At 56.0% G+C, this 20,711-nt stretch carries 18 protein-coding genes and 1 other RNA gene; 7 read left to right on the top strand and 12 right to left on the bottom strand.

Annotation, left to right across the window (positions count from 1 at the left end; all coding sequences use genetic code 11):
* The first annotated feature begins 204 nt into the window (after positions 1-204).
* From ycgZ to E0L16_RS09550, 3 genes are read left to right on the top strand one after another with little or no spacing between them, the layout of a single operon-like run.
* On the top strand, positions 205-444 hold the full coding sequence (ycgZ, locus tag E0L16_RS09540; RefSeq protein ID WP_063448954.1) for a regulatory protein YcgZ: 240 nt from the start codon (positions 205-207) through the stop codon (positions 442-444).
* A gap of 4 nt (positions 445-448) precedes the next feature.
* A complete protein-coding gene (locus E0L16_RS09545; RefSeq protein WP_131636805.1) occupies positions 449-769 on the top strand; it encodes a hypothetical protein in 321 nt (106 codons plus the stop codon).
* Between the two features lie 29 nt (positions 770-798).
* Entirely contained in the window at positions 799-1,077 is a 279-nt protein-coding gene (locus E0L16_RS09550; RefSeq protein ID WP_022647868.1) for a biofilm/acid-resistance regulator YmgB/AriR, read from the top strand.
* A 57-nt stretch (positions 1,078-1,134) separates the two neighbouring features.
* Here the strand turns inward: E0L16_RS09550 and E0L16_RS09555 are convergent, their stop codons facing one another.
* From E0L16_RS09555 to E0L16_RS09580, 6 genes are read right to left on the bottom strand one after another with little or no spacing between them, the layout of a single operon-like run.
* Positions 1,135-1,788, bottom strand: a complete 654-nt coding sequence (locus E0L16_RS09555) for a helix-turn-helix transcriptional regulator (protein WP_131636806.1) — start codon at positions 1,786-1,788, stop codon at positions 1,135-1,137.
* A gap of 41 nt (positions 1,789-1,829) precedes the next feature.
* On the bottom strand, positions 1,830-2,342 hold the full coding sequence (locus E0L16_RS09560) for a fimbrial protein (RefSeq protein ID WP_131636807.1): 513 nt from the start codon (positions 2,340-2,342) through the stop codon (positions 1,830-1,832).
* Between the two features lie 11 nt (positions 2,343-2,353).
* Positions 2,354-3,301, bottom strand: a complete 948-nt coding sequence (locus E0L16_RS09565; protein ID WP_131636808.1) for a fimbrial protein — start codon at positions 3,299-3,301, stop codon at positions 2,354-2,356.
* Between the two features lies 1 nt (position 3,302).
* Entirely contained in the window at positions 3,303-5,843 is a 2,541-nt protein-coding gene (locus E0L16_RS09570) for a fimbria/pilus outer membrane usher protein (protein ID WP_131636809.1), read from the bottom strand.
* 27 nt (positions 5,844-5,870) lie between these two features.
* Positions 5,871-6,548, bottom strand: a complete 678-nt coding sequence (locus E0L16_RS09575) for a fimbrial biogenesis chaperone (RefSeq protein WP_131636810.1) — start codon at positions 6,546-6,548, stop codon at positions 5,871-5,873.
* Between the two features lie 57 nt (positions 6,549-6,605).
* Positions 6,606-7,136 (bottom strand): fimbrial protein, encoded by a 531-nt coding sequence (locus E0L16_RS09580; RefSeq protein ID WP_131636811.1) that lies wholly within the window; start codon positions 7,134-7,136, stop codon positions 6,606-6,608.
* Positions 7,137-7,490: 354 nt separating this feature from the next.
* Here E0L16_RS09580 and E0L16_RS09585 point away from each other — a divergent pair, with 354 nt between their 5' ends.
* Positions 7,491-8,150, top strand: a complete 660-nt coding sequence (locus E0L16_RS09585; protein WP_112792900.1) for a winged helix-turn-helix transcriptional regulator — start codon at positions 7,491-7,493, stop codon at positions 8,148-8,150.
* 77 nt (positions 8,151-8,227) lie between these two features.
* Positions 8,228-8,857 (top strand): helix-turn-helix domain-containing protein, encoded by a 630-nt coding sequence (locus tag E0L16_RS09590; RefSeq protein ID WP_112792899.1) that lies wholly within the window; start codon positions 8,228-8,230, stop codon positions 8,855-8,857.
* Positions 8,858-8,903: 46 nt separating this feature from the next.
* On the opposite strand, the gene E0L16_RS09595 is transcribed toward E0L16_RS09590, so the two are convergent.
* The 3 genes from E0L16_RS09595 to ydiJ form a co-directional block, all read right to left on the bottom strand.
* Positions 8,904-9,098, bottom strand: coding sequence for a YdiH family protein (locus E0L16_RS09595; protein WP_063448958.1), 195 nt, complete (start codon positions 9,096-9,098; stop codon positions 8,904-8,906).
* Positions 9,099-9,183: 85 nt separating this feature from the next.
* Positions 9,184-9,594 (bottom strand): 1,4-dihydroxy-2-naphthoyl-CoA hydrolase, encoded by a 411-nt coding sequence (menI, locus tag E0L16_RS09600; RefSeq protein WP_131636812.1) that lies wholly within the window; start codon positions 9,592-9,594, stop codon positions 9,184-9,186.
* Complete coding sequence (gene ydiJ / locus E0L16_RS09605) at positions 9,591-12,647, bottom strand: D-2-hydroxyglutarate dehydrogenase YdiJ (RefSeq protein ID WP_131636813.1); 3,057 nt, start codon at positions 12,645-12,647, stop codon at positions 9,591-9,593. The genes menI and ydiJ overlap by 4 nt, the downstream gene beginning before the upstream one ends.
* 196 nt (positions 12,648-12,843) lie before the next feature.
* Between ydiJ and ydiK the strand changes: the two genes are divergently transcribed.
* Positions 12,844-13,959, top strand: coding sequence for an AI-2E family transporter YdiK (gene ydiK / locus E0L16_RS09610; RefSeq protein ID WP_063866486.1), 1,116 nt, complete (start codon positions 12,844-12,846; stop codon positions 13,957-13,959).
* A gap of 209 nt (positions 13,960-14,168) precedes the next feature.
* An RNA gene (gene rprA, locus E0L16_RS09615) (antisense sRNA RprA) lies at positions 14,169-14,276 on the top strand.
* A gap of 5 nt (positions 14,277-14,281) precedes the next feature.
* Here rprA and E0L16_RS09620 read toward each other — a convergent pair.
* From E0L16_RS09620 to ppsA, 3 genes are all read right to left on the bottom strand, one after another.
* Positions 14,282-16,657, bottom strand: coding sequence for a glycoside hydrolase family 3 N-terminal domain-containing protein (locus tag E0L16_RS09620; protein WP_131636814.1), 2,376 nt, complete (start codon positions 16,655-16,657; stop codon positions 14,282-14,284).
* Positions 16,658-16,660: 3 nt separating this feature from the next.
* A complete protein-coding gene (locus E0L16_RS09625; RefSeq protein WP_131636815.1) occupies positions 16,661-18,061 on the bottom strand; it encodes an MFS transporter in 1,401 nt (466 codons plus the stop codon).
* A 234-nt stretch (positions 18,062-18,295) separates the two neighbouring features.
* Entirely contained in the window at positions 18,296-20,674 is a 2,379-nt protein-coding gene (gene ppsA / locus E0L16_RS09630) for a phosphoenolpyruvate synthase (protein ID WP_017384643.1), read from the bottom strand.
* Positions 20,675-20,711 lie beyond the last annotated feature (37 nt).

Consider the following 20,711-nt stretch of genomic DNA (forward strand, 5'->3'; position numbering starts at 1 on the left):
ACTCTGCGACGCCGTTTCGGATTGTACAATATATTCTGTAAATTCCGCATAAAATTTAGCATGCGTAACAATATGATAAATAAGATTTTTATAAAATATATTATAAAATTCTTAAAAAATTGTACATTTTAAATGTACAGATTTGAAAATTATGTATACCTTAAATGTAACGTTACTGATTACAGAATTTTACAGGAGCGAAACATGCAGCAGAAAGGTTACGTCGCAGACTCAGCAACCGCCATTGCGCAGTACTTCGAAAAAGCCGCGCTTCCAACCCAGCAGGAAACCCTGGGCCAGGTTGTTGTTGAAATTCTTAGCGATGGGCGAAATCTGAATCGCAAATCGCTCTGCACAAAACTGTTAAGTCGCCTCGAAAAGGCTAAAGGCCCGGAAGAGGAACGCCATTATCACCTGCTTCTTGGCCTGCTCTTCGAACGTTAATGTTATGAACGGCGGTGTTGCAGACAGCCTGATCGACCAGCTTATTGGAGAAGCCGCGCTTTCACTTTTGAAGGCGCGCGGTCCCGTGACGACCGAGGGGTTGGTTAAGCATCTGCGTAACATGCAAGCACGTGAAACGGATCCCCAGCGGCGGGAGACACTGGCGACGGTGATAGCTGAAATCAGCTCTGGCACGGTCGCTTTTACAGGTCGCAGAACCGCACAAGGACGAACACAGAGAGAGGGATCTCTTAAGAATAATCGAGACAATGTAGTGCCGTTATTTGGTCATGGAAAACCTTCCAGTCCCAAGAAGATACATTGACTACAACTTCACAGCTACGGTGAGAACAAATGAGACAAAATATTCAGCTGCAACCCGAATACCACTCTGCCTTTTTAGATAGCGCGCTGTCGGAGTATTTCCGTCATGCGGGCGATCGCTTTGCTGAAGAGTCTGCCATTTTTTCGACTGCGGTTCGTTGTGTTCTCGCTTCCGAAGGTCATCTGACCAACAAAGCGATCATTCTCTGGCTGATCCAGACGCTGGAAACCACCGACGACGTCGTCAAGGCGGATGTGATCCGCAAGACGCTGGAAATTGTCGTCGGTTATACCATGGACGATCTTTAAGGCCATCCCCTTTCCCCATAAACGGATAGCGTGCCAGGCGCGCTATCCGCTGCCCTTTCAGGTTACTGGTTGTGCATAACTGTTTTCCAGGTAGTCCCGAAGCAGGTTGGGTCGGCTCTTTTTCTCAATTAATTTTCTCAGCAAGACGATCAGCTCGTAATCGCTACGCAGATTAAATTTCTGCATCATCATATACTTATGGGTAAAAACCGTTTTCTCGCTCATCTCCAGCGCGTGAGCGGTCTGCACAACCGACAGCCCTCTGTAGAAATTGACCATAATACGCACCTGCTGTCGGGATAACCCCTTATGCTGGCAGTCGAAACAGCGCTTTTTATTCCACGTGTAACCCGGAGATTGCGTCCTGAACCACGCGATAAACAGTACGCCGCTAATACGATCGAGCGATGCACGGCGAGGGAAAAATATAATGTCCTCAAAGCAGGAGGGTAACGCCGTAAAGCGCAGCTCATCGTCGACGAGGCCTATCACAATCCCTTTTTGCCGGGCCAGTAACTCAGGAAAACAGGTCAGCGTTTCGCCCTGACATAATGAAAGGACAATGATATCGGCCTGACTGACGTTTTCATGGGTCAGGCCAGGGTTAAACGTGATGGCGCGATGAAAGTTATGCTTAAAAAAATCCTCAAAAAAGTACTGTAGCCCAGCCTGAAAAAACAGATCCGTTTCCTGAATCAGAATATTCAACATCGTTCATCCCCACGTCGTTAATAAATGCTTATCACCGGCATTCAGTTGTACTGCATCGTCATCACCACAACTGCACTGATGCTGCCCGGCGTGGCGCCACCCGTTACGGATTTGACCGAAGCCTGCATAGCCATCGTCGCGGTTCTGTCGGCGGCAATGGTTTGGGTCATGCTGGAACCTGTTCCTTTGAGCGTACCGGTTTGGGCATCACGCATGGCTATCGCCACGTGGGAGGCCGACCCGCTGTTAAGAAAATAGTCTGCCCCCGCCACGGGATCGGGGCTGCCGGTAAAAGAGACGGTCACACGCTGCGTTCCCGTTGGGCACTGGGTAAACAGCAGGCTGAAGGACACCGGATCTGAAGTCGAGCCCGGCGTCGCCATATTGGTTGCCTGAATATTGCCCAGGTTGACATCAAGGCTGTTACTTCCGCCATTGAATACGCACGGCGACGCAACGATATTCCCCGTCACGCCGACGTTGACGCTATCAGCAGAGAAAACTTTCCCGCTGAGTAAAACCAGCAACAGCAAAGTGCTGTACCTTATTTTCATCTTGTTACCTGCTACTGATAGGTCAAATTAAGGGTGGCGGAGGCATTCGCTGAGCCTGACTCCACGCGGGTCAGCGTTTGGTAATATCGCGCCGTTAACGGTAATGTCTCCTGACCGCCGGCAGACTGGCGCAGGAAAAGTCGGCTGTTCATCACTAGCGGTGTCCCGTTATAGATAAGCTGTACTCCAACCCCTTTTGCGGTGCCGACATTTCCCTGCCCGGTTAAGGCCATCACGCTGGTGTTCGCGCTGTCCGGATTCTGTATGCCACTGAGCGAGACATTAATGTTGGTTCCGGCGGCGCAGGTCAGTCCCAGGTTTTGCGTGTTCTGTGCCCCCGTCGGCGTGGTGCCAACCACCGAGCCGAACGCCGAAGCGGGAATATCCCCTATCGGGAACGTCAGCTGTGACATATTGACCGTGCACGCCAGGGCATTAATGGTTCCGGAGGTGAGTTGCACGGTCAGACCGTCACGGTAGATACCGTCGCTCCCCTGAAGCGTTACGACGCCGACAACCCCTGGCGTTAACGCCCCCGACGACACCGGGCCCGTCACCGCCAGCTCGATCTTCCCGCCGTACCAGTCCACGTAGGAGGTCTGCGCGTTGTAGGAAAACGTATTGCTCGGGTTTTCAAAATAGGCGTTTGAAGAAAAGCGTATCCCTATCCCGCTGACGTTAGTGTTGTAAACATGGTTGCCGTAGCTGCTCGGCGTGGCGCTGTTGTAGCGCATGCTGAATCCCAGCATCAGTGGATTGGTACAGCCGGTAAGATAGGAACCGGTGTTCGAGGCCGCGCCGGAAAAGACCACCGTGCCGACGGGCGCATCGCGCTGCACGTTGATTGTTCCCACGGACAGGGTTGAAAGCTGCGGCGTGATGGTGGTGCAGGTACCGGCACGGGCGAGGTTTCCCGCCGCGAGCAAACCAAAAAGCCAAATCGCGTTAAAACATTTCATGTTAGCGTTCCTGACGGCAGGTGGCGCGCATATCAGCGATCCCGCCGTACGTTGAGTGTTTCGGCAGGCTGAAATCAGCGCGGCATTGCTGGCTGGACTGACTGCCCCACGTCGCGACGAGCGTTCCCTGATCGCGCATGCCGGTTAAATAAACCTGGCCGCGATCGCCCACAATAAAGCTGCCGCTGTCATCACCGACGAGGGTAACCACCGCGCCAAACGGCACGGCGCGATCGTTGTCGGTTAAGGTCATCAGCACCCGACGACCCGATTTCGCAAGGTAATCGGCTTTCACCACCGCTCCCCGCGTCGGCGTTACCGTGCGGGTGTTAATCTCCAGCTCGACATCGTCCGGCATATTTTCCGGATCGAGGGCGAGATCGTTTTTCCGGTAGACCGCAAGGTTGCTCACAACCGTATAACCGCGGAAATCTGTCCGTACACCGGGCTGATTGCGGATGTCCACGCCGTGCGCGCCAGGGGCTTTGATTAAGGCGTTAGTCTCCCCCAGCGGCTGAGAAAGCGTGATGCCATCGGCGTGGGCGAGAATGCCGCCTTGCAGCCCATAATTCAGGCGTTCACTGTTTTTGTCATAGCCATAACCCGCCGTCACTTCGGCATAGGTGCCCCGGTAGTCCGCGTTCACGTTGCCGGTATAGCCCACGCCCTCTGTGCCATATCCCTGCTGAACGTTCCAGTTCAGGGCTCGGTTTTCGAGCGCAACCCCATTCAGGCCGATACTTTGCGTCGTCCCGTTATTCCTGCTGGCGTTCATGCCGTAGTTAGCCCACGTCTGCGGCAGAAATTTATCCAGCGGAATGCTGACGTTGAACGCCAGCAGCTGGTCGTGGTCAGCCTGTTTTTGACCGTCGCGGCTCTCCGACGCTGAACGGACATTTCTGCTGTAGGTCCATGTCATGCCATAGCTGATGTTGTGCCAGTAGTTGCTATAGCCGATGCTCCACGACGCCATCGACTTACCGTCATTCCAGTAATCTTCTCGCGCCGCAGTGAGCGTGATCGCCCCCAGGTTATCCCCCAGCGTCTGGCTCATCGTCAGCTCTGCACGGTTACGCCGCCTGTCCTGAAGCGCGCTGCCGTCACCGTACGAATCGAGTACGTCCTGCATCCCGTAATAGCCGCGAGTGGAATAGCGATACCCGGCAATCGAAAAATTTGTCCCGGTATTGATAAAATTCTTGCTGTACCGGGCTCGCCACGACTGACCGCTTGTTTTCGCGGTATGCTCCGGCGTCGACCAGCCCTGAGTGACGTCAGCGGATATCGCCCCGAGATCGCCCATGTTCTTGCCCACGCCCAGAGCTGCCGACCGGTACTTATCTGCCCCCTGAACGCCGCCATAGAGCGTGATGCCGTGGCGGAGGCCGTAAATCCCGGTCAGTTGCCCGAAAGGCGTTTTCTCCACGCTGCGGTTGTACGAGCGATACTGCCCGGCGGTAAGGGCATATTTGAGGCGGCCCTCCCGTTGCAGGACCGGCAGCGAAGCGTACGGCAGGGTAAAATGTTGCTCACTGCCGTCGGCTTCGACGATCGTCACATCCAAATCCCCCGCGCCGCCCGTGGGGTACATGTCCGCGATCTCAAACGCGCCCGGCGCCACGTAGCTTTGGTAGATTTGATAGCCATTCTGACGCACCACGACCTGCGCATTGGTTCGCGCAATACCGCGCACTACCGGCGCGTAGCCCTTTAGGGAATCCGGCAGCATATCGTCGTCGGACGCCAGCTGGACGCCGCGAAACGGCATGCTGTCAAACACATCGGCAGGCGCGGAACTGTCGCCAAGCGTGAGCTGGGCTTTCAGGGGAATGATGGCGCGCTGCATCCAGGTGTAGACGTTGTCCCACCTGTCCTGGCCGGACGCATCACGGGACCAGGTAGTGTAGTTGCGTAACCGCCAGGGGCCGACATTGATACCCGGCCGCAGGTTGGCATACTGGCTGTCGCTGCGGGTACCCGCCCCGCTTCTCGCCCGACTATTCGCACCGCTCAGGCTGTAGTTGAGCATGGCGGCGGTAATGCCTTCATCCCACCTATCTGGGGGAACATAACCTCTGGCCGGGAGATCGATAGCCGCCTGCGGGATGCTGATCGCCAGACGCTGGGCGCCGAACTGGAAGTCTGCGCTGGCCTGTGGGATCGCCTTGAGATCTGCGCACTCACGCTGAGCGGCGAGCTGCGGAAAAAGCGCCGTTTTCACGCCCCACGCTTTTAACTGCCCGACGCTCAGGCACGGCTGCAACGTTTCGCTGCCGTTGGCATCCTTCACCGCAATGAAGCGGATATCCCGCGTTTCCAGCAGCTGGTCGTCAAGAATAATATCAACGTGGTACGTCCCGGGCGCCTGCGAGCCGGATTCAAAGGCAGATAAATCCGCGTTTCCCATTCCGGGATTATCCAGCTCTATCAGTTCCGTATTAAACGTATCGCTGGCATACAGCGCGGGAGAGATACCCGCGAGCGCGAGGGCAATAAATATTGCCAGACGTGCAGGCTGCACTGTATTAAATGCCGTTGTCATGACGAACACCTGATTAATGCTAAGGGATCACAAACTGTCCCGGTGTAATTCGCCAGGACTGCCATAATCGTTAATGACTTTAAACGTCAGCGCATTGCCCTGGGCCCCCTTCGGTAACTGAAACCGGGCTGAACCTGAAGGCATTACGTACGTGACATCGTCGAGTTTTTTATCCCCTACCGTAATTTCATTGAAGTTGATAACGTACGGCGTAGGGTTATTCACCTGGAGGGTATTCCCCGCACGATGCCAGGTTAATTTGTTGGCCTGGTCTTCGGGCGTAGACGCGCGAAGACGCTCTGGCCGATAAATCAATTTGATGCGCGTTTTAACGGCGATTTGCAGCGCGTTCATCTGCTTTGAGGCCGATGGAATAGCTTTAATATTTAACCAGAATAAACTTTCCTGTTCCTGGGGCAGCGAGCCCGTCATGACAATACGCTCAAGGTTTTTTTGCCCACCGTCCAGCCGATACAGCGGAGGGGTAATAATAAAAGGCGCTTTACCGGACTGACCATCCTGAATATCGATCCACGACTGGATTAAATAAGGAACGTTATCAGGATTAGTAATACTTATTGACGCCTCTTTTTTAGCCCCATCGAAAATAATACGGGTGCCGCCAATAACGACGCCGGCGCGGGCGGATGTCAACGTAAGCGTTAACAGCGCCATAGCCAGGCCAGTTGTGGTGATAAAACGCATTTTAATACCTCATAAAGCAAGGGGCCGGGCGGCCCCCCGCTGATGACTGCCAATGACCTAGTTGTAAACCACGGAGAAGTTTGCGACTGAGTTAGCCGGACCCGCGGTGACGGACGACGCGGTAGAAACATACTGAGCGTAGAAGTTCAGCGTATTATCGGCCGTGCTGCTCAGCGCGTAGGTATACCCATTGCTGCCGTGCAGCGGCAGATCGGCTTTATCTGCCGTCATCAGGTTAATCGCCACCCCTGTGGCTGCCCCTGCCACGGACGTATCCACCGCCAGCAGGCTGGCATTGGTTAAATCCGGCGTGCCGTCAAAACGGACTTTTGCATTAGTGACCGTCACCGGACAGTTTTTCAAAATAATATTGAACTGTGTCGCGGCCGTTCTGGCACCCGTCGTCGAAAATTCCGTTTTATAATAATCGCCTAATACCACCACCTGATTCTGAGATGCCACATCAACGTCGCAGGCAGAATCCAGAATATTCCCGTTAAAATTAACGGTACCGGCCGCCGCAAATACATTCGTCACGGTGAGTGCAGAACCTGCCGCTAACATTGCTATCATCAATTTCTTATTCATAAATCTTTATCCTGTATTACCTTATTTATTACTGACATTCAGTTGCAGAAATAAAAGCCCTGCCGACAAGTCAAAATTTATACAACTCTTATTCCGCGCACAATGATTTTCAGGGTCTAGCTGTAGACCCTGCTTTAACAAAAACAAAACATATTCGCCAGGAAACGCCTTAAGAATAATGGCCACAGTCTACTTTTAGACCTGAGTTAAAAATATTTTAAATTCAATTAATTAACTCCTGAAAAAAGATAAGTCTATAATTAGACTTACCGAAAACATTCCCTGACCCACTGTTTTTTAAGATAATTCTTCATGCCGATCAAAAAATGATCGCATCAGTGAGTGAGGTCTCAAATGAATACCCGATTCGCCCCCGAGCCAGAAGTTGATAAGTCAACAGCGCTGGGCGCTAAGCCTTTTAAGCACATTGAAAAAATAATCGATAATGTTCTGCCGCATGCGGAGAGATGCATTATGGCTAAAGGGGACGTTATCCATTATTACTCCGGTGATACCCGTCTGTGTTTTTTACTGTTACACGGCAGCGTGGCCTTGCACCGCCGCGGTGACGGCATTGTTTTAAATTCTGAATCCGCGCCGTTTATACTCGGCGTAAGCAGCCAGTTTTCGTCTGAACACCTGTACGTCAGAGCGCTGGAAACCGCAGAGGTAGCTCGCGTTTCGCTGGCGCGTTTTAATCATGTTATTGCCCAACAGAATTTATGGGAGCATTTCTCGAACCTGCTGATCTATACCGCCTCGCGCGTCTACGAGCATTGTGCCCAGATTTCGCAAATGTCGGCTTATGACATCATCCGCTTTCAGCTGGTAGAACTGATGCAGGAGCCGGAAGCCATAAGACAAAACATAACCGCCGCGGCCTACATTAAAAGCCGCACCTATCTTTCACGCAGCGGGATTATGCGGATCCTGGCGGAGTTGCGGACGGGGAAATACATCACCATGGAGCGCGGCGTGCTAATCGAGATCCACCATTTACCTCGTAAGTACTGAGGCCGTATTTATCTCTGGAGAAGGTGGAAAAGAAGAGCGACACTATAGAAAGTACAGTCTCTTTCCAGGTTAACGCTATGTTTTCTGACAAACCATCGCATCGCGGCTCTCCCTATGCTCAGGAACTGATTTCTCATTTACAGCCGCACTGCACCACGCATAAAACCGATCGCGGTGAACAGCTCGATCTTCAGGTTAACGGGCAAAGCATGTGTTATTTAATTCTTGAGGGCACGATCGCCATCTACAGAAGAAGCGACGACATGATGCTTTCAACGGCGCGCAGTCCCGCCCTGTTTGGCCTCGCTAACCTGACGGATATTTATTTTAACGATTATCTCAGAACGGTGACGCCTTGCCTGATCGGTGTGCTCACAACCGACCGCGTGGCTGAAATTATCAAAGAGAAGGCGCTGTGGGGGCTGCTTTCTCAACATCTTATGTTTGTCTATAACCGCCTCTATCATAACGTCATGCCGAAAGGCGCGCCAACGGCCTACGAGATGATTCGTCAGCAGCTCATGCTGCTCATGCAGGAAGATGACAGCTACCGGTGCAGCGTGACGGCGGAAAAGTATATCAGGGATAAAACCCAGCTTTCCCGAAGCGGCGTAATGCGGATACTTGCTGACCTGAAAACGGGCGGGTTTATCGAAATGGAAGAAGGCCGGCTCATTAAAATTAACAAACTACCGGCTAAATACTGAGTTTCGGGTACAAAAAAGGCCGCGCTTGCGGCCTTTTCTTCACTGCTTAATGGACGTGAACGCCCAACCGCCAGGCAAAGTAGATCTCTTCTTTCAGCTCGTTTGAAGAGAGCGCCAGCAAATCTGTAAATTCCAGCTCAAGCTGTTTCAGCTTCTTCAGGTACTGCGCTGGAGACAGATTGCTTTTATCGCGACGTAAATATTCAATTGCCAGTCGAGTTGGGGTTATTTCAGTATCCATGATGTCCTCGCTTATGTTCAAAACGTGACCAGTATATCACAACCGGACGGCTATTTTTTGACCAAAAACAAGACATCTGGAAACTTTACACAACGGCCGTCGTCAGCCTGGACGAACAGCACAGGCGATCCTGCTCGTCCAGAATATCGATCTGCCACACCTGATGACGGCCTCCGGCGTGCAGCGCACGGCAAACGCCGCGCACGCGCCCGCTGCGAACGGCGCGGATGTGGTTGGCATTGACCTCCAGCCCTACCACCTTCTGCTCCCCTTCCGTGCACAGGTAGCCTGCGACTGAGCCGAGCGTTTCAGCCAGCACGACGGACGCGCCGCCGTGCAACAGGCCAAACGGCTGATGCGTACGGCTGTCTACCGGCATCGTCGCCTCCAGTTCGTTATCGCCAATGCGCGTGAACTGGATATCCAGTAAGCCGACCATGTTTCCTGCACCCATGGCATTTAATGCCTCCAGCGTGACCGCACGTTTCCAGATCATCCCATAATCTCCAGTAAAGCCTGCAATGGATGGCGCACACCGTTACCTTCCACCCGCTTCACCTGGCTGCGACAGGAGTACCCCGTTGCCAGACAGCGGTTGCGCGGCAGGCGCTGCATTGCCTGATGCCACGACAGCTCATAAATGCCGAGGGAATTGGCGTGGTTTTTGACTTCATGACCGTAGGTGCCAGCCATACCGCAGCAGCCCACGTTGACGCTTTCCAGCTTCGCGCCAAAGCGGGCGAAGATAGATGCCCACTGGGCAGGCGCCGTCGGCAGCGCGGTCACTTCAGTGCAGTGCCCAAACAGATACCAGGATTCTCCGCTGGCCTCCTGAGCGTCCGTTTGCTTCAGCACCGCAGGCAGCCACTCGTGCACCAGTAAGACCTGAAAATCACCGCGCGTATCGCCGAGCGTCTGCTTATATTCGTCGCGATAGCAGAGCACCAGCGCCGGATCGACGCCCACCATCGGCATGCCGAGCTGCGCCACGCGGTTCAGGAAGTCTGAAGTTTTCTGCGCGGTTTTCGCAAAGCGGGTCAGGAAGCCTTTGATATGCTGCGCTTTACCGTTCGGCGAGAACGGCAGCACCACCGGCTGGTAGCCCATTTTCTCCGCCAGACGCACAAAATCCGCCACCACCTGCGCATCGTAGTAGCTGGTAAAGGGATCCTGCACCACCAGCACCGTTTTCGCTTTCTGCTCCGGCGAGAGTGCCTCCAGCTGTTCCAGGGTCATATTCGCCGAGCGGTGCCCCACCAGCCGACGCTGCAACGAGGGAACAGAGAGCAGCGGCAGATCGACCATCCCGATATGTTTTTCGGAAAGCTTGCGCACCAGCGGCTGGTTGATAAAGAAGTTAAAGGTTTTTGGCGCACGAGCCATCAGCGGCGCGTAGCTCTCGACCGTCGCCACCAGATGATCGCGCATTGGGCGCAGATAACGCGTGTGGTAAAGCTGGAGGAAGCGTGAACGGAACTCCGGCACGTCGATTTTAATCGGGCACTGGGTTGAACATGCCTTGCACGCCAGGCAGCCGGACATCGCCTCCTTTACCTCGTGGGAGAAATCGTATTCGCCTTTATTCGCATGCCAGCTGTTGCGGGTGCGTTCGATAAGCCCGCGCAGGCTGGCGCGTTTTTCCGGCAACTCCTGCTCCAGCTTGAGCGGGTCAACGCCGCGATCGGCCAGCAGGCGCAGCCATTCTCGCACCAGCGTCGCGCGTCCTTTGGGGGAGTGGATGCGGTTGCTGGTAATTTTCATCGACGGACACATCGGGCTTTTCACATCGAAGTTGAAGCACAGCCCGTTGCCGTTACACTCCATCGCGCCGCGCCAGGAAGCGCGCACCGCAATCGGAATTTGGCGATCATAGGTGCCGCGCTTAACGGCATCCACCTGCAACATCGGCGCATCAACGCCATCCGGCGGGCAGATTTTTCCCGGGTTGAGGCGGTTATCAGGATCGAACGCGGCCTTCACCTTACGCAGCTCGGTGTAGAGCTGGTCGCCAAAAAAGGCCGGGCTGTACTCGGCGCGGAACCCCTTGCCGTGCTCGCCCCACAGCAAACCGCCGTATTTGGCCGTCAGGGCCACAACCTCGTCGGAGATCTCCTTCATCAGGATCTCCTGCTGCGGATCGCACATGTCCAGCGCCGGGCGCACGTGCAGCACGCCCGCGTCAACGTGCCCGAACATGCCATAGCTCAGGCCATGACCGTCGAGCAGCGCGCGAAACTCAACGATGTAGTCAGCCAGATGCTCCGGCGGCACGCAGGTATCTTCCGCAAAGGGAATCGGCTTCGCCGCCCCTTTCGCGTTGCCGAGCAGCCCCACCGCCTTTTTACGCATCGCGTAGATGCGCTCGATGCCGGCGAGATCGTTACACAGCTGCCAGCCAATGACGCCGCCCTCGCCCTGCGCAATCAGCTCGTCCAGCCGCTGGCAGAGTGTGCTCACCTGGCTCTCAATGAGCTCTGCGTCGTCCCCGGCAAACTCAACGATGTTCAGGCCGAGCATCTCTTTATCCGGCACGTCGGTAATCAACTCGCTCACCGAGTGCCAGACGATATCTTCCCGGGCCAGATTCAGCACCTTAGAGTCAACGGTTTCCACCGACAGCGCCCGCGCTTCCACCATAAACGGGGCATTACGCAGCGCGGAGTCAAAGGAGTTGTATTTGACGTTCACCAGACGGCGCACCTTCGGCAGCGGGGTGATATCCAGACGCGCTTCGGTGATAAAGGCCAGCGTACCTTCTGATCCGGTCAGTACGCGGGTAAGATCGAACTGGCTCATGTCGTCGTTGAAGACATGCCGCAAATCGTAGCCCGTCAGGAAACGGTTTAGCTTCGGGAATTTGTCGAGGATCAGTTCGCGATTTTCGCGACAGCGCTCCAGCACGGTGCGATAAATCCGTCCGCTGGTGGTGCTCTCCTTTGCCAGCGTTTCGGCCAGTTCGATCGGCATCGGCTGGGTGTCGAGAATATCCCCCCCCAGCAGCACCGCCCGCACCCCCATCACGTGATCGGAGGTTTTACCGTAGACCAGCGAGCCCTGCCCGGAGGCATCGGTGTTGATCATCCCGCCAAGGGTCGCGCGGTTGCTGGTGGACAGTTCCGGCGCAAAAAAATAGCCGTACGGTTTTAAAAACTGATTGAGCTGGTCCTTGATCACACCCGCTTCCACGCGCACCCACCCCTCTTCCGGGTTGATCTCAATGATGCGGTTCATATAGCGGGACATATCAATGATGATGCCCTGGTTCAGCGCCTGCCCGTTGGTGCCCGTACCGCCGCCGCGCGGGGTAAAGACCAGAGAGGTGAAACGCTCCTGCGATGCCAGGCGGGCGATAAGCGCCACGTCCGCGGTAGAGCGCGGGAAAACGACGGCATCGGGAAGAAGCTGGTAGATACTGTTATCGGTCGCCATCGTCAGCCTGTCGGCATAATCGGTGGCGGTATCACCTGTAAAACCCTGTTGCTCCAGTGCCTGCAAAAAATTAAGCACCAGCTGAACGACGCCAGGTGCCTGAGAAATCTGTGGGATCATGACTATCGTCCCTAATGAGAGTGGTGGGAATCGTTTGCGTTGTATCACAACTTTTTATCACATTTTTTTCTTATACGCTCAGCAGAATTACAGGCAGAATTCGCCTGTCAAAAATCGCTGAGATCATTAATGATTAAAGAGATGCGGTTTACGTTCTCGCCAGTCAGACTGGCGTTCTTTTAAGGAAAGTTTATTTATGGTCAACCTTCGCCAGCCCAGGGATGTTGCGCAAATTTTACTGTCGGTGCTGTTCCTGGCCCTCATGATTATTGCGTGTCTGTGGATTGTTCGGCCTTTCGTGCTCGGCTTCGCCTGGGCCGCTACCGTTGTTGTCGCCACCTGGCCTTTACTCTTACGCTTGCAGAAACTGCTGTTTGGTCGTCGCGGCCTCGCCGTAATGGTCATGACGCTGCTGCTGTTCCTGCTGTTTATTATTCCCATTGCACTGCTGGTGAATAGCCTGGTGGACAGCAGCGGCCCGGTTATTCGCGCGGTCACCAGCGGTGACATGACGCTGCCGGATCTCGCGTGGCTGAACAGCATTCCGGTCGTGGGCGCTAAACTGTACAGCGGCTGGCATAGCCTGCTGGAGATGGGCGGCAGCGCACTGATGGCGAAAGTGCGTCCGTACATCGGCACAACCACCACCTGGTTTGTGGGTCAGGCCGCTCACGTTGGCCGCTTTATGATGCACTGTGCGCTGATGCTGCTCTTCAGCGCCCTGCTCTACTGGCGCGGCGAGCAGGTTGCGCTGGGCGTACGTCATTTCGCCACCCGGCTGGCAGGAAAACGCGGCGACGCGGCTGTACTGCTGGCAGCCCAGGCCGTTCGCGCGGTGGCGCTTGGCGTGGTGGTGACGGCGCTGGTGCAGGCGGTGCTTGGCGGTATCGGGCTGGCGATCTCCGGCGTCCCTTATGCCACTATTTTCACTGTCGTTATGCTGATGACCTGTCTGGCGCAGCTTGGTCCGTTGCTGGTGCTGGTCCCCTGCATTATCTGGCTTTACTGGACGGGTGATACGACCTGGGGCACAGTGCTGCTGGTCTGGAGCTGCGTGGTGGGCACCATGGATAACGTGATTCGCCCGCTGCTCATTCGCATGGGCGCTGACCTGCCGCTGATCCTGATCCTGTCCGGGGTGATCGGGGGGTTGATTGCCTTCGGCATGATTGGTCTGTTCATTGGTCCGGTGCTGCTTGCAGTAACCTGGCGTCTCTTCTCCGCCTGGGTGCATGAAGTGCCGCCGCCGGGAACCGATCCGGACGTCATGTTAAGGGAACTAGAAGAGCTGGAAGACAAGAACGCGCAGTAAGGTTTTATGCCGGGTAGCCCCAGCGCTTACCCGGCCTACACTCTTCGCAGCAATACTTAAACGTTGCTAAACTATTTATTCTCTGCACACTGGTCAGACTCGCCTTTTCCAGCCTAAAACCGTCATTCTCTTCAAGAAATCTTTACCTACCTTTAACTATTGAGACGAATCCGATCGACTCAAAATCCTGGCATGCCTACTATTAAGACACGGTTATAAATCAACACCTTGATTTATAAGCATGGAAATCCCCTGAGTGAAACAACGAATTGCTGTGTGTAGTCTTTGCCCATCTCCCACGATGGGCTTTTTTTTATCCTTTTTACGTTCGCGTAATGTCACAGCGGCTGAGCATCTGCCAGTCACCCGCCAGCACGCGCGTCTCCCCGGTCACCAGCAACGTTACAACCTCGCGAATATCCGCCGAGGAAGCGCCAACCTGTAGCTCAAACTCCCCTGGCTCGACAATTCGCTTCCCGTCCCGGCGGGTGAAATTGAACATCTCCACCGGCAGGGTAAAGGTCAGCGTGGCGGTTTCTCCCGGTGCAAGCGTAACGCGCTGGAACGCTTTCAGCTCCTGAAGCGGACGAACCTGCGTGGCGACCTTATCGCGCACGTAGACCTGCACCACTTCACTGCCGCTGCGCTCGCCGGCGTTGGTGATATCGATACGTAATGTCACCTCTCCAGCGATCGGGACGCGGCTTTCAGCCAGCCGTGCCGCTCCCCAGCAAAATTGCGTCCAGCTGAGCCCGTAACCAAACGGGTAACGCGCGCCGAAATGGAAGGCAAACGGCGTGCCCCCGCTTTTCAGCTTGTGATTGTAGTAGTACGGCATCGCCCCGGCGCTTTTCGGCACGCTCACCACCAGCCTGCCCTGCGGTTCGGCGCGGCCGGTTAACACATCGGCAATTGCCCAACCGCCTTCCTGCCCGGGCGCCCAGGCCATTATCAGCGCGGCCACCTTCTCTTCCAGCCCCTGAAGGTTATAAGGACGCCCGCCCGTCATGACGACAATCACCGGCTTGCCGGTTGCCACCAGCGCGTGCAGCAGCTGCTGCTGCACGCCCGGCAGATCCAGCGAATCGGTGTCCGAGCCTTCCCCCACGGTGCCGCTCTGGAATAGCCCGGCAAGGTCGCCAACGCAGGCCACCACTACGTCACTCGCTTGTGCAGCGCTCACGGCGTCGGGGATCAGATCCGTGCGTTGTGACACTGGCGACTGCTGCATCGGCTTACCGCCGCTGTCGCCCGGGAAAACCGGGGCGCCCGCCATCCGTTTTTCAATAATGTGACACCCTTTCGCGTAACGTATCTGCGATGCGCCAAGGTACTGCTCCAGCGCCGCGCGCGGGGTGGTCACCTGCGAGGTCTCTTCAACCATATCGCTGATGATCAGGTGAACCGGGAAGCTGTAGCCGCTCAGTAGCGCCAGCGGATCGTCTGCCGTCGGCCCGACTACCGCTACACGCGGTTTGCCGCCGAGAGGCAAAATGCCGTTATTTTCCAGCAGCGTTATCGATGTGGTTGCTACCTCGCGCGCCGCCTGTCGGGTCGCCTCGCTTTGCAAATCGATACCGTCTTCATTGACGTACGGGTTTTCAAACAGCCCGAGGCGGAATTTTTCACCCAGCACGCGCGCCACAATCTCATCCACCTTCGCCATGGAGATGAGCCCACGCTCTACCGCTTCCGCCAGGTGCCGCGCGCAGTCATCCTTCGGCAATTCCACATCCAGCCCGGCGTTAAACGCCAGCGCAGCCGATTCCGCTGGATCGTGAGAAATTCCGTGGTGCTGGTGCAGCAGGCTGACGCCGCCGTAGTCCGCCACGATAATGCCGTCGAAGCCCCACTGCTCGCGCAAAACGGTGGTGAGCAGGAAATGGTCGCTGTGGCCCGGCTGATTATCGATGTCGTGATAGGCTGGCATCACGGAACCGGCGTTGGCCAGCTTGACCGCCATCTCAAACGGCAGCAGGAACGTATCGTTTAGCTCGCTGAAGCCGAGATGGACCGGGGCATGGTTGCGCGCCCCTTCGCTGAATGAGTGGCCCACGTAATGCTTCAGGGTCGCCAGCAGATCGCGCTTGTCACCCTGCAACCCCTTCACGTACGCCGTGGCCATCACCCCCACCAGCCACGGATCTTCGCCAAAGGTCTCTTCCGTACGCCCCCAGCGTACGTCTCGCGAGACGTCCAGCACCGGGGCCAGCCCCTGCTGGCACCCGACTGAGCGGGCCTCTTTGCCAATCTGCTCCGCCGCGCGCTGCACCAGCGCCGGGTCCCAGGTGGAACCATAGTTCAGCGACGACGGGAAGAGCGTGGCGTCTTTACACAGCAAGCCGACCAGACACTCCTCATGGAACAGCGCCGGAATGCCGAGCCGGGTCTCCTCCATCATCAGGCGTTGCAGGCGGTTGGCGGCACGCACGCCGGTCTTCGCATCGACAATGTGTGTGCCGAGCGGACGGGTGATCTGCCCGACGCCCAGCTTCAGCCTTTCGCTGAGGGACGCCTGTTCGCTTACACCGGCAAACTCATCGCTCAGATCGCTGCGCTCGCGATGGTTGCCGTTTTCATCGAGGATCAGCCAGTATGCGTGCATCTGGGCAAATTTCTCTTCCGGGGTCATACGCGCCAGTAGATCGGCGACACGCTCGTGCACGGGACGTCCCGCGTCCCTGTAGATCGCAGTCATGGTTTACTCCTGTAGTGCGGATTGCGCTGCCGGGCTAAGCTGCCCCGCATCGTTTCGAATATTGCGTTTGCTGGCCAGCTCCCGGGCGATGGCGTCCACCAGCCGGCTGTTGAGTTTGTAGATGGCAAGGAGCGCCACCATGCACAGGAACAGCGCGCAGGGGATCAGGGTGAACAGCGCGTTGATCGTTGCGAGTACGTGAGGGGCCTGGTTTGCCTGTCCGGGAGCGTAATCCACCATGCCAAGCACCCAACCGACCACTGCCCCACCCAGCGCCAGCCCAAACTTGATGGCAAACAGGGCGGTAGAGAAGACCAGCCCGTCCAGGCGGCGGCCGCTGCGGTGCTCTTCGTAGTCCACCACGTCTGAGAACATGGTCCATTGCAGCGGCGTGGTCAGGTTCTGAATAAAACTAAACACAATATTCAGACTGAATATCAGCCACACCTGCGAAGGGGGAATGAAGAAAATCAGCGCGCCAAAAATAACGAAGGAAATAATGGTCCACTGATAGGCACGCACGCGGTCGAATTTCCCGAGCAGGCGTTCTGATAATAATGCGCCGCTCAGGGATGCCACCATGCCGGAAACAATAAAGGCAAAGACCAGATCGGGACGTAACAGAACATAGTTAACGTAATACATGGTCGCCGAGCCGCGCGTCACGACGGCGGTTAACAGTAAAATATTAAACAGAAAAACAATTCGCCACTGGCTGTTGCCGGCCAGCAGTTTTAAATCCGTCAGCATCGAGCCGGAGGTATCATTGCGCGGAGAGTAGCGCTCCCGGGTCATAAAGAAGCAGCAGAAGAATAAAATAATCCCCAGCAGCCCCATCAGGCTCATGGCATAGAAATAGCCTTTCTGCACATTACCCTGGCCTAATAATGAGACCAGCGGCAGCGCAATAATCGTCACAATCAACCCGCCGATAAACGACAGGCCAAAGCGCCAGGATTGCAGCGAGTGGCGCTCGCGCGGGTCGAGCGTCAGCGCGCCGGGCATGGCGCAGTAAGGCACGTTAATGGCGGAGTAGATCAGGCTCAGGATGGCATACGTCACGCAGGCATAGACAATTTTTGCCGTCGCCCCGGCATCCGGCACGTAGAAGGTAATGAGGCAGCTCACGCCAAACGGAATGGCAAACCAGAGCAGCCAGGGGCGAAAACGACCGTGGCGCGTCTGAGTGCGATCCACCAGCGCGCCAATGCACGGGTCGACAAACGCATCGACCACGCGCACCACTAAAAACATGGTGCCCATAATGGCCGCTGGCAGACCGAATACGTCCGTATAGAAATAAGCGAGAAATAACGTTGCCGTTTGCCAGACCAGCGCGCTGGCCATATCACCCAGGCCATAACCTATTTTATCTTTGGTGCGTAATACAGAGGAGATTGTCATTGTTATTTGCCTTTTTATCAGGTTAAAACGTATTTCAACCAGTCGCGCATCATCCCGAAGGATGCACGCGGTAAGGCTCAAGTATTAGCAACGCCTTGTCCGCTAACAATTGTCTAAATTAACAGGTAAATTATGATATTTGGTTTTTTGCTTTATTTGTGATGGTGAGCATATTCGCAGGAAAATAAAAAAGGCGAGGACAGATATCCTCGCCTTTTTCAGGTTATACCGGTTTTACTTGTTCAGTTCCGCCAGGCTCAGCCAGGTTTGCACCACGGTGTCCGGGTTCAGGGAGAGGCTATCAATCCCCTCGTCCATCAGCCAGGCCGCAAAGTCTTCGTGGTCAGACGGACCCTGACCGCAAATGCCAACGTATTTACCCTGTTTCTTCGCCGCGCGAATGGCCATGGAGAGCAGCGCTTTCACCGCCTCGTTACGCTCGTCGAACAGCTCAGAGACGACGCCGGAGTCGCGGTCGAGACCCAGCGCCAGCTGCGTCATGTCGTTCGAGCCGATGGAGAAGCCGTCGAAGTGCTCCAGGAACTGCTCTGCCAGCAGGGCGTTGGACGGAATTTCACACATCATGATGATCTTCAGCCCGTTCTCGCCGCGCTTCAGCCCCTGACGCGCCAGCTCGTCCACCACCGCTTTCGCCTGATCCACGGTACGGACGAACGGGATCATGATCTCCACGTTGGTCAGCCCCATGTCGTTGCGCACGCGTTTCACCGCCTCGCACTCCAGCGCGAAGCAGTCGCGGAAGCTTTCTGACACGTAGCGGCCTGCGCCGCGGAAGCCCAGCATCGGGTTCTCTTCTTCCGGCTCGTAGCGCTCGCCGCCCACCAGGTTGGCGTATTCGTTGGACTTAAAGTCCGACAGGCGCACGATCACGCGTTTCGGGTAGAAGGCCGCGCCGAGCGTGGCGATCCCTTCCGTCAGGCGGCCAACATAGAACTCTCTCGGCGAGTCGTAACCCTTCATCATCTCGCGGATTTCGTTTTGCAGCTTCGCGTCCTGGTCGTCGAACTCCAGCAGCGCGCGCGGGTGAACGCCGATCATGCGGTTGATGATGAATTCCAGACGCGCCAGGCCTACGCCTTCGTTCGGCAGGCAGGCGAAGTCAAACGCGCGGTCCGGGTTACCGACGTTCATCATGATCTTCAGCGGCAGGTCCGGCATGGTATCCACGCTGGAGCTTTTCACGCTGAAGTCGAGGATATCGGCATACACGTAACCGGTATCGCCTTCAGCGCAGGAGACCGTCACTTTCTGGTCGTCCTTCATGCGTTCGGTCGCGTCACCGCAGCCGACGACCGCCGGGATCCCCAGCTCACGGGCGATGATTGCCGCGTGACAGGTGCGTCCACCGCGGTTGGTGACGATGGCGGCCGCTTTCTTCATGATCGGTTCCCAGTCCGGGTCGGTCATGTCGGTCACCAGCACGTCGCCGGGCTGAATGCGGTTCATTTCGCTGATATCGTGGATCACCTTCACCGGACCGGCACCGATGCGGTGACCAATCGCGCGGCCTTCCGCAACAATTTTGCCCTGAGCGTGCAGGGTGTAGCGCTCCATGACCTGACCGCGAGAACGGACGGTTTCCGGACGCGCCTGCACGATAAACAGCTTGCCGGTGTGGCCGTCTTTCGCCCACTCGATGTCCATCGGGCGGCCATAGTGTTTTTCAATCTGTACCGCCTGCTTCGCCAGCTCTTCTACCTCGGCATCGGTCAGGGAGAAGCGGTCGCGCTGCTCCTGCGGCACATCTTCAATCGTGACCTGCTTGCCGTGCTCTTGCGTCGGGGCATAGATCATGCGGATTTTTTTCGAGCCCATGGTACGGCGCACCACCGCCGGGCGGTTTGCCGCAAGCGTTGGCTTGTGAACGTAAAATTCGTCAGGGTTCACTGCCCCCTGCACCACCATCTCACCCAGGCCCCACGCGGAGGTGATAAACACCACCTGGTCGAAGCCGGATTCGGTATCAATCGAGAACATCACGCCGGACGATCCTACGTCGGATCGCACCATGCGCTGCACGCCAGCAGAAAGCGCGACGCCGCGATGGTCGTAGCCCTGATGCACGCGATAGGAAATGGCGCGGTCGTTGAACAGGGAGGCGAAGACGTGCTTCACCGCCACCAGCACTGCGTCATAGCCCTGAACGTTCAGGAACGTTTCCTGCTGACCGGCGAAAGAGGCGTCCGGCATGTCTTCTGCGGTGGCGGAGGAGCGCACGGCAAAGGAGGCCTGCGCGTCGTCAGCGGAGAGCTGGTTGTACGCGTCGTGAATGGCTTTTTCCAGTTCCGGCTGGAAAGGTGTGTCGATAATCCACTGGCGGATTTGCGCGCCGGCTTTGGCAAGCTCGGTCACGTCATCAATATCCGTTTTATCCAGCAGGTCGTAAATGCGCTGGTTTACACCGCTCTGGTCTAAAAACAGGTTAAACGCATCGGCGGTTGTGGCAAACCCGTTTGGTACGGAGACACCCATACCGGACAGATTTGTAATCATTTCACCCAGGGAGGCATTTTTGCCCCCAACTCTGTCTACATCATTCATGCCGAGTTGGTTATACCAAAGCACCAGCGGTGACGAGCCATTGTTGGACATCGAAACAATCCTTTTGTGATATTTGATCGGAGTAAGA

The organism is Enterobacter quasihormaechei (assembly GCF_004331385.1).
GTDB lineage: Bacteria > Pseudomonadota > Gammaproteobacteria > Enterobacterales > Enterobacteriaceae > Enterobacter > Enterobacter quasihormaechei.

Excerpts from the sequence above, each read along its gene's own strand:
- E0L16_RS09585 (WP_112792900.1), top strand. The coding sequence starts at position 7,491 with ATGAATACCCGATTCGCCCCCGAGCCAGAAGTTGATAAGTCAACAGCG.
- E0L16_RS09565 (WP_131636808.1), bottom strand. The coding sequence starts at position 3,301 with ATGAAATGTTTTAACGCGATTTGGCTTTTTGGTTTGCTCGCGGCGGGA.
- ppsA (WP_017384643.1), bottom strand. The coding sequence starts at position 20,674 with ATGTCCAACAATGGCTCGTCACCGCTGGTGCTTTGGTATAACCAACTC.
- E0L16_RS09590 (WP_112792899.1), top strand. The coding sequence starts at position 8,228 with ATGTTTTCTGACAAACCATCGCATCGCGGCTCTCCCTATGCTCAGGAA.
- menI (WP_131636812.1), bottom strand. The coding sequence starts at position 9,594 with ATGATCTGGAAACGTGCGGTCACGCTGGAGGCATTAAATGCCATGGGT.
- E0L16_RS09595 (WP_063448958.1), bottom strand. The coding sequence starts at position 9,098 with ATGGATACTGAAATAACCCCAACTCGACTGGCAATTGAATATTTACGT.
- E0L16_RS09545 (WP_131636805.1), top strand. The coding sequence starts at position 449 with ATGAACGGCGGTGTTGCAGACAGCCTGATCGACCAGCTTATTGGAGAA.
- ydiK (WP_063866486.1), top strand. The coding sequence starts at position 12,844 with ATGGTCAACCTTCGCCAGCCCAGGGATGTTGCGCAAATTTTACTGTCG.
- E0L16_RS09580 (WP_131636811.1), bottom strand. The coding sequence starts at position 7,136 with ATGAATAAGAAATTGATGATAGCAATGTTAGCGGCAGGTTCTGCACTC.
- E0L16_RS09575 (WP_131636810.1), bottom strand. The coding sequence starts at position 6,548 with ATGCGTTTTATCACCACAACTGGCCTGGCTATGGCGCTGTTAACGCTT.
- E0L16_RS09625 (WP_131636815.1), bottom strand. The coding sequence starts at position 18,061 with ATGACAATCTCCTCTGTATTACGCACCAAAGATAAAATAGGTTATGGC.
- E0L16_RS09555 (WP_131636806.1), bottom strand. The coding sequence starts at position 1,788 with ATGTTGAATATTCTGATTCAGGAAACGGATCTGTTTTTTCAGGCTGGG.
- E0L16_RS09560 (WP_131636807.1), bottom strand. The coding sequence starts at position 2,342 with ATGAAAATAAGGTACAGCACTTTGCTGTTGCTGGTTTTACTCAGCGGG.
- E0L16_RS09570 (WP_131636809.1), bottom strand. The coding sequence starts at position 5,843 with ATGACAACGGCATTTAATACAGTGCAGCCTGCACGTCTGGCAATATTT.
- ydiJ (WP_131636813.1), bottom strand. The coding sequence starts at position 12,647 with ATGATCCCACAGATTTCTCAGGCACCTGGCGTCGTTCAGCTGGTGCTT.
- ycgZ (WP_063448954.1), top strand. The coding sequence starts at position 205 with ATGCAGCAGAAAGGTTACGTCGCAGACTCAGCAACCGCCATTGCGCAG.
- E0L16_RS09620 (WP_131636814.1), bottom strand. The coding sequence starts at position 16,657 with ATGACTGCGATCTACAGGGACGCGGGACGTCCCGTGCACGAGCGTGTC.
- E0L16_RS09550 (WP_022647868.1), top strand. The coding sequence starts at position 799 with ATGAGACAAAATATTCAGCTGCAACCCGAATACCACTCTGCCTTTTTA.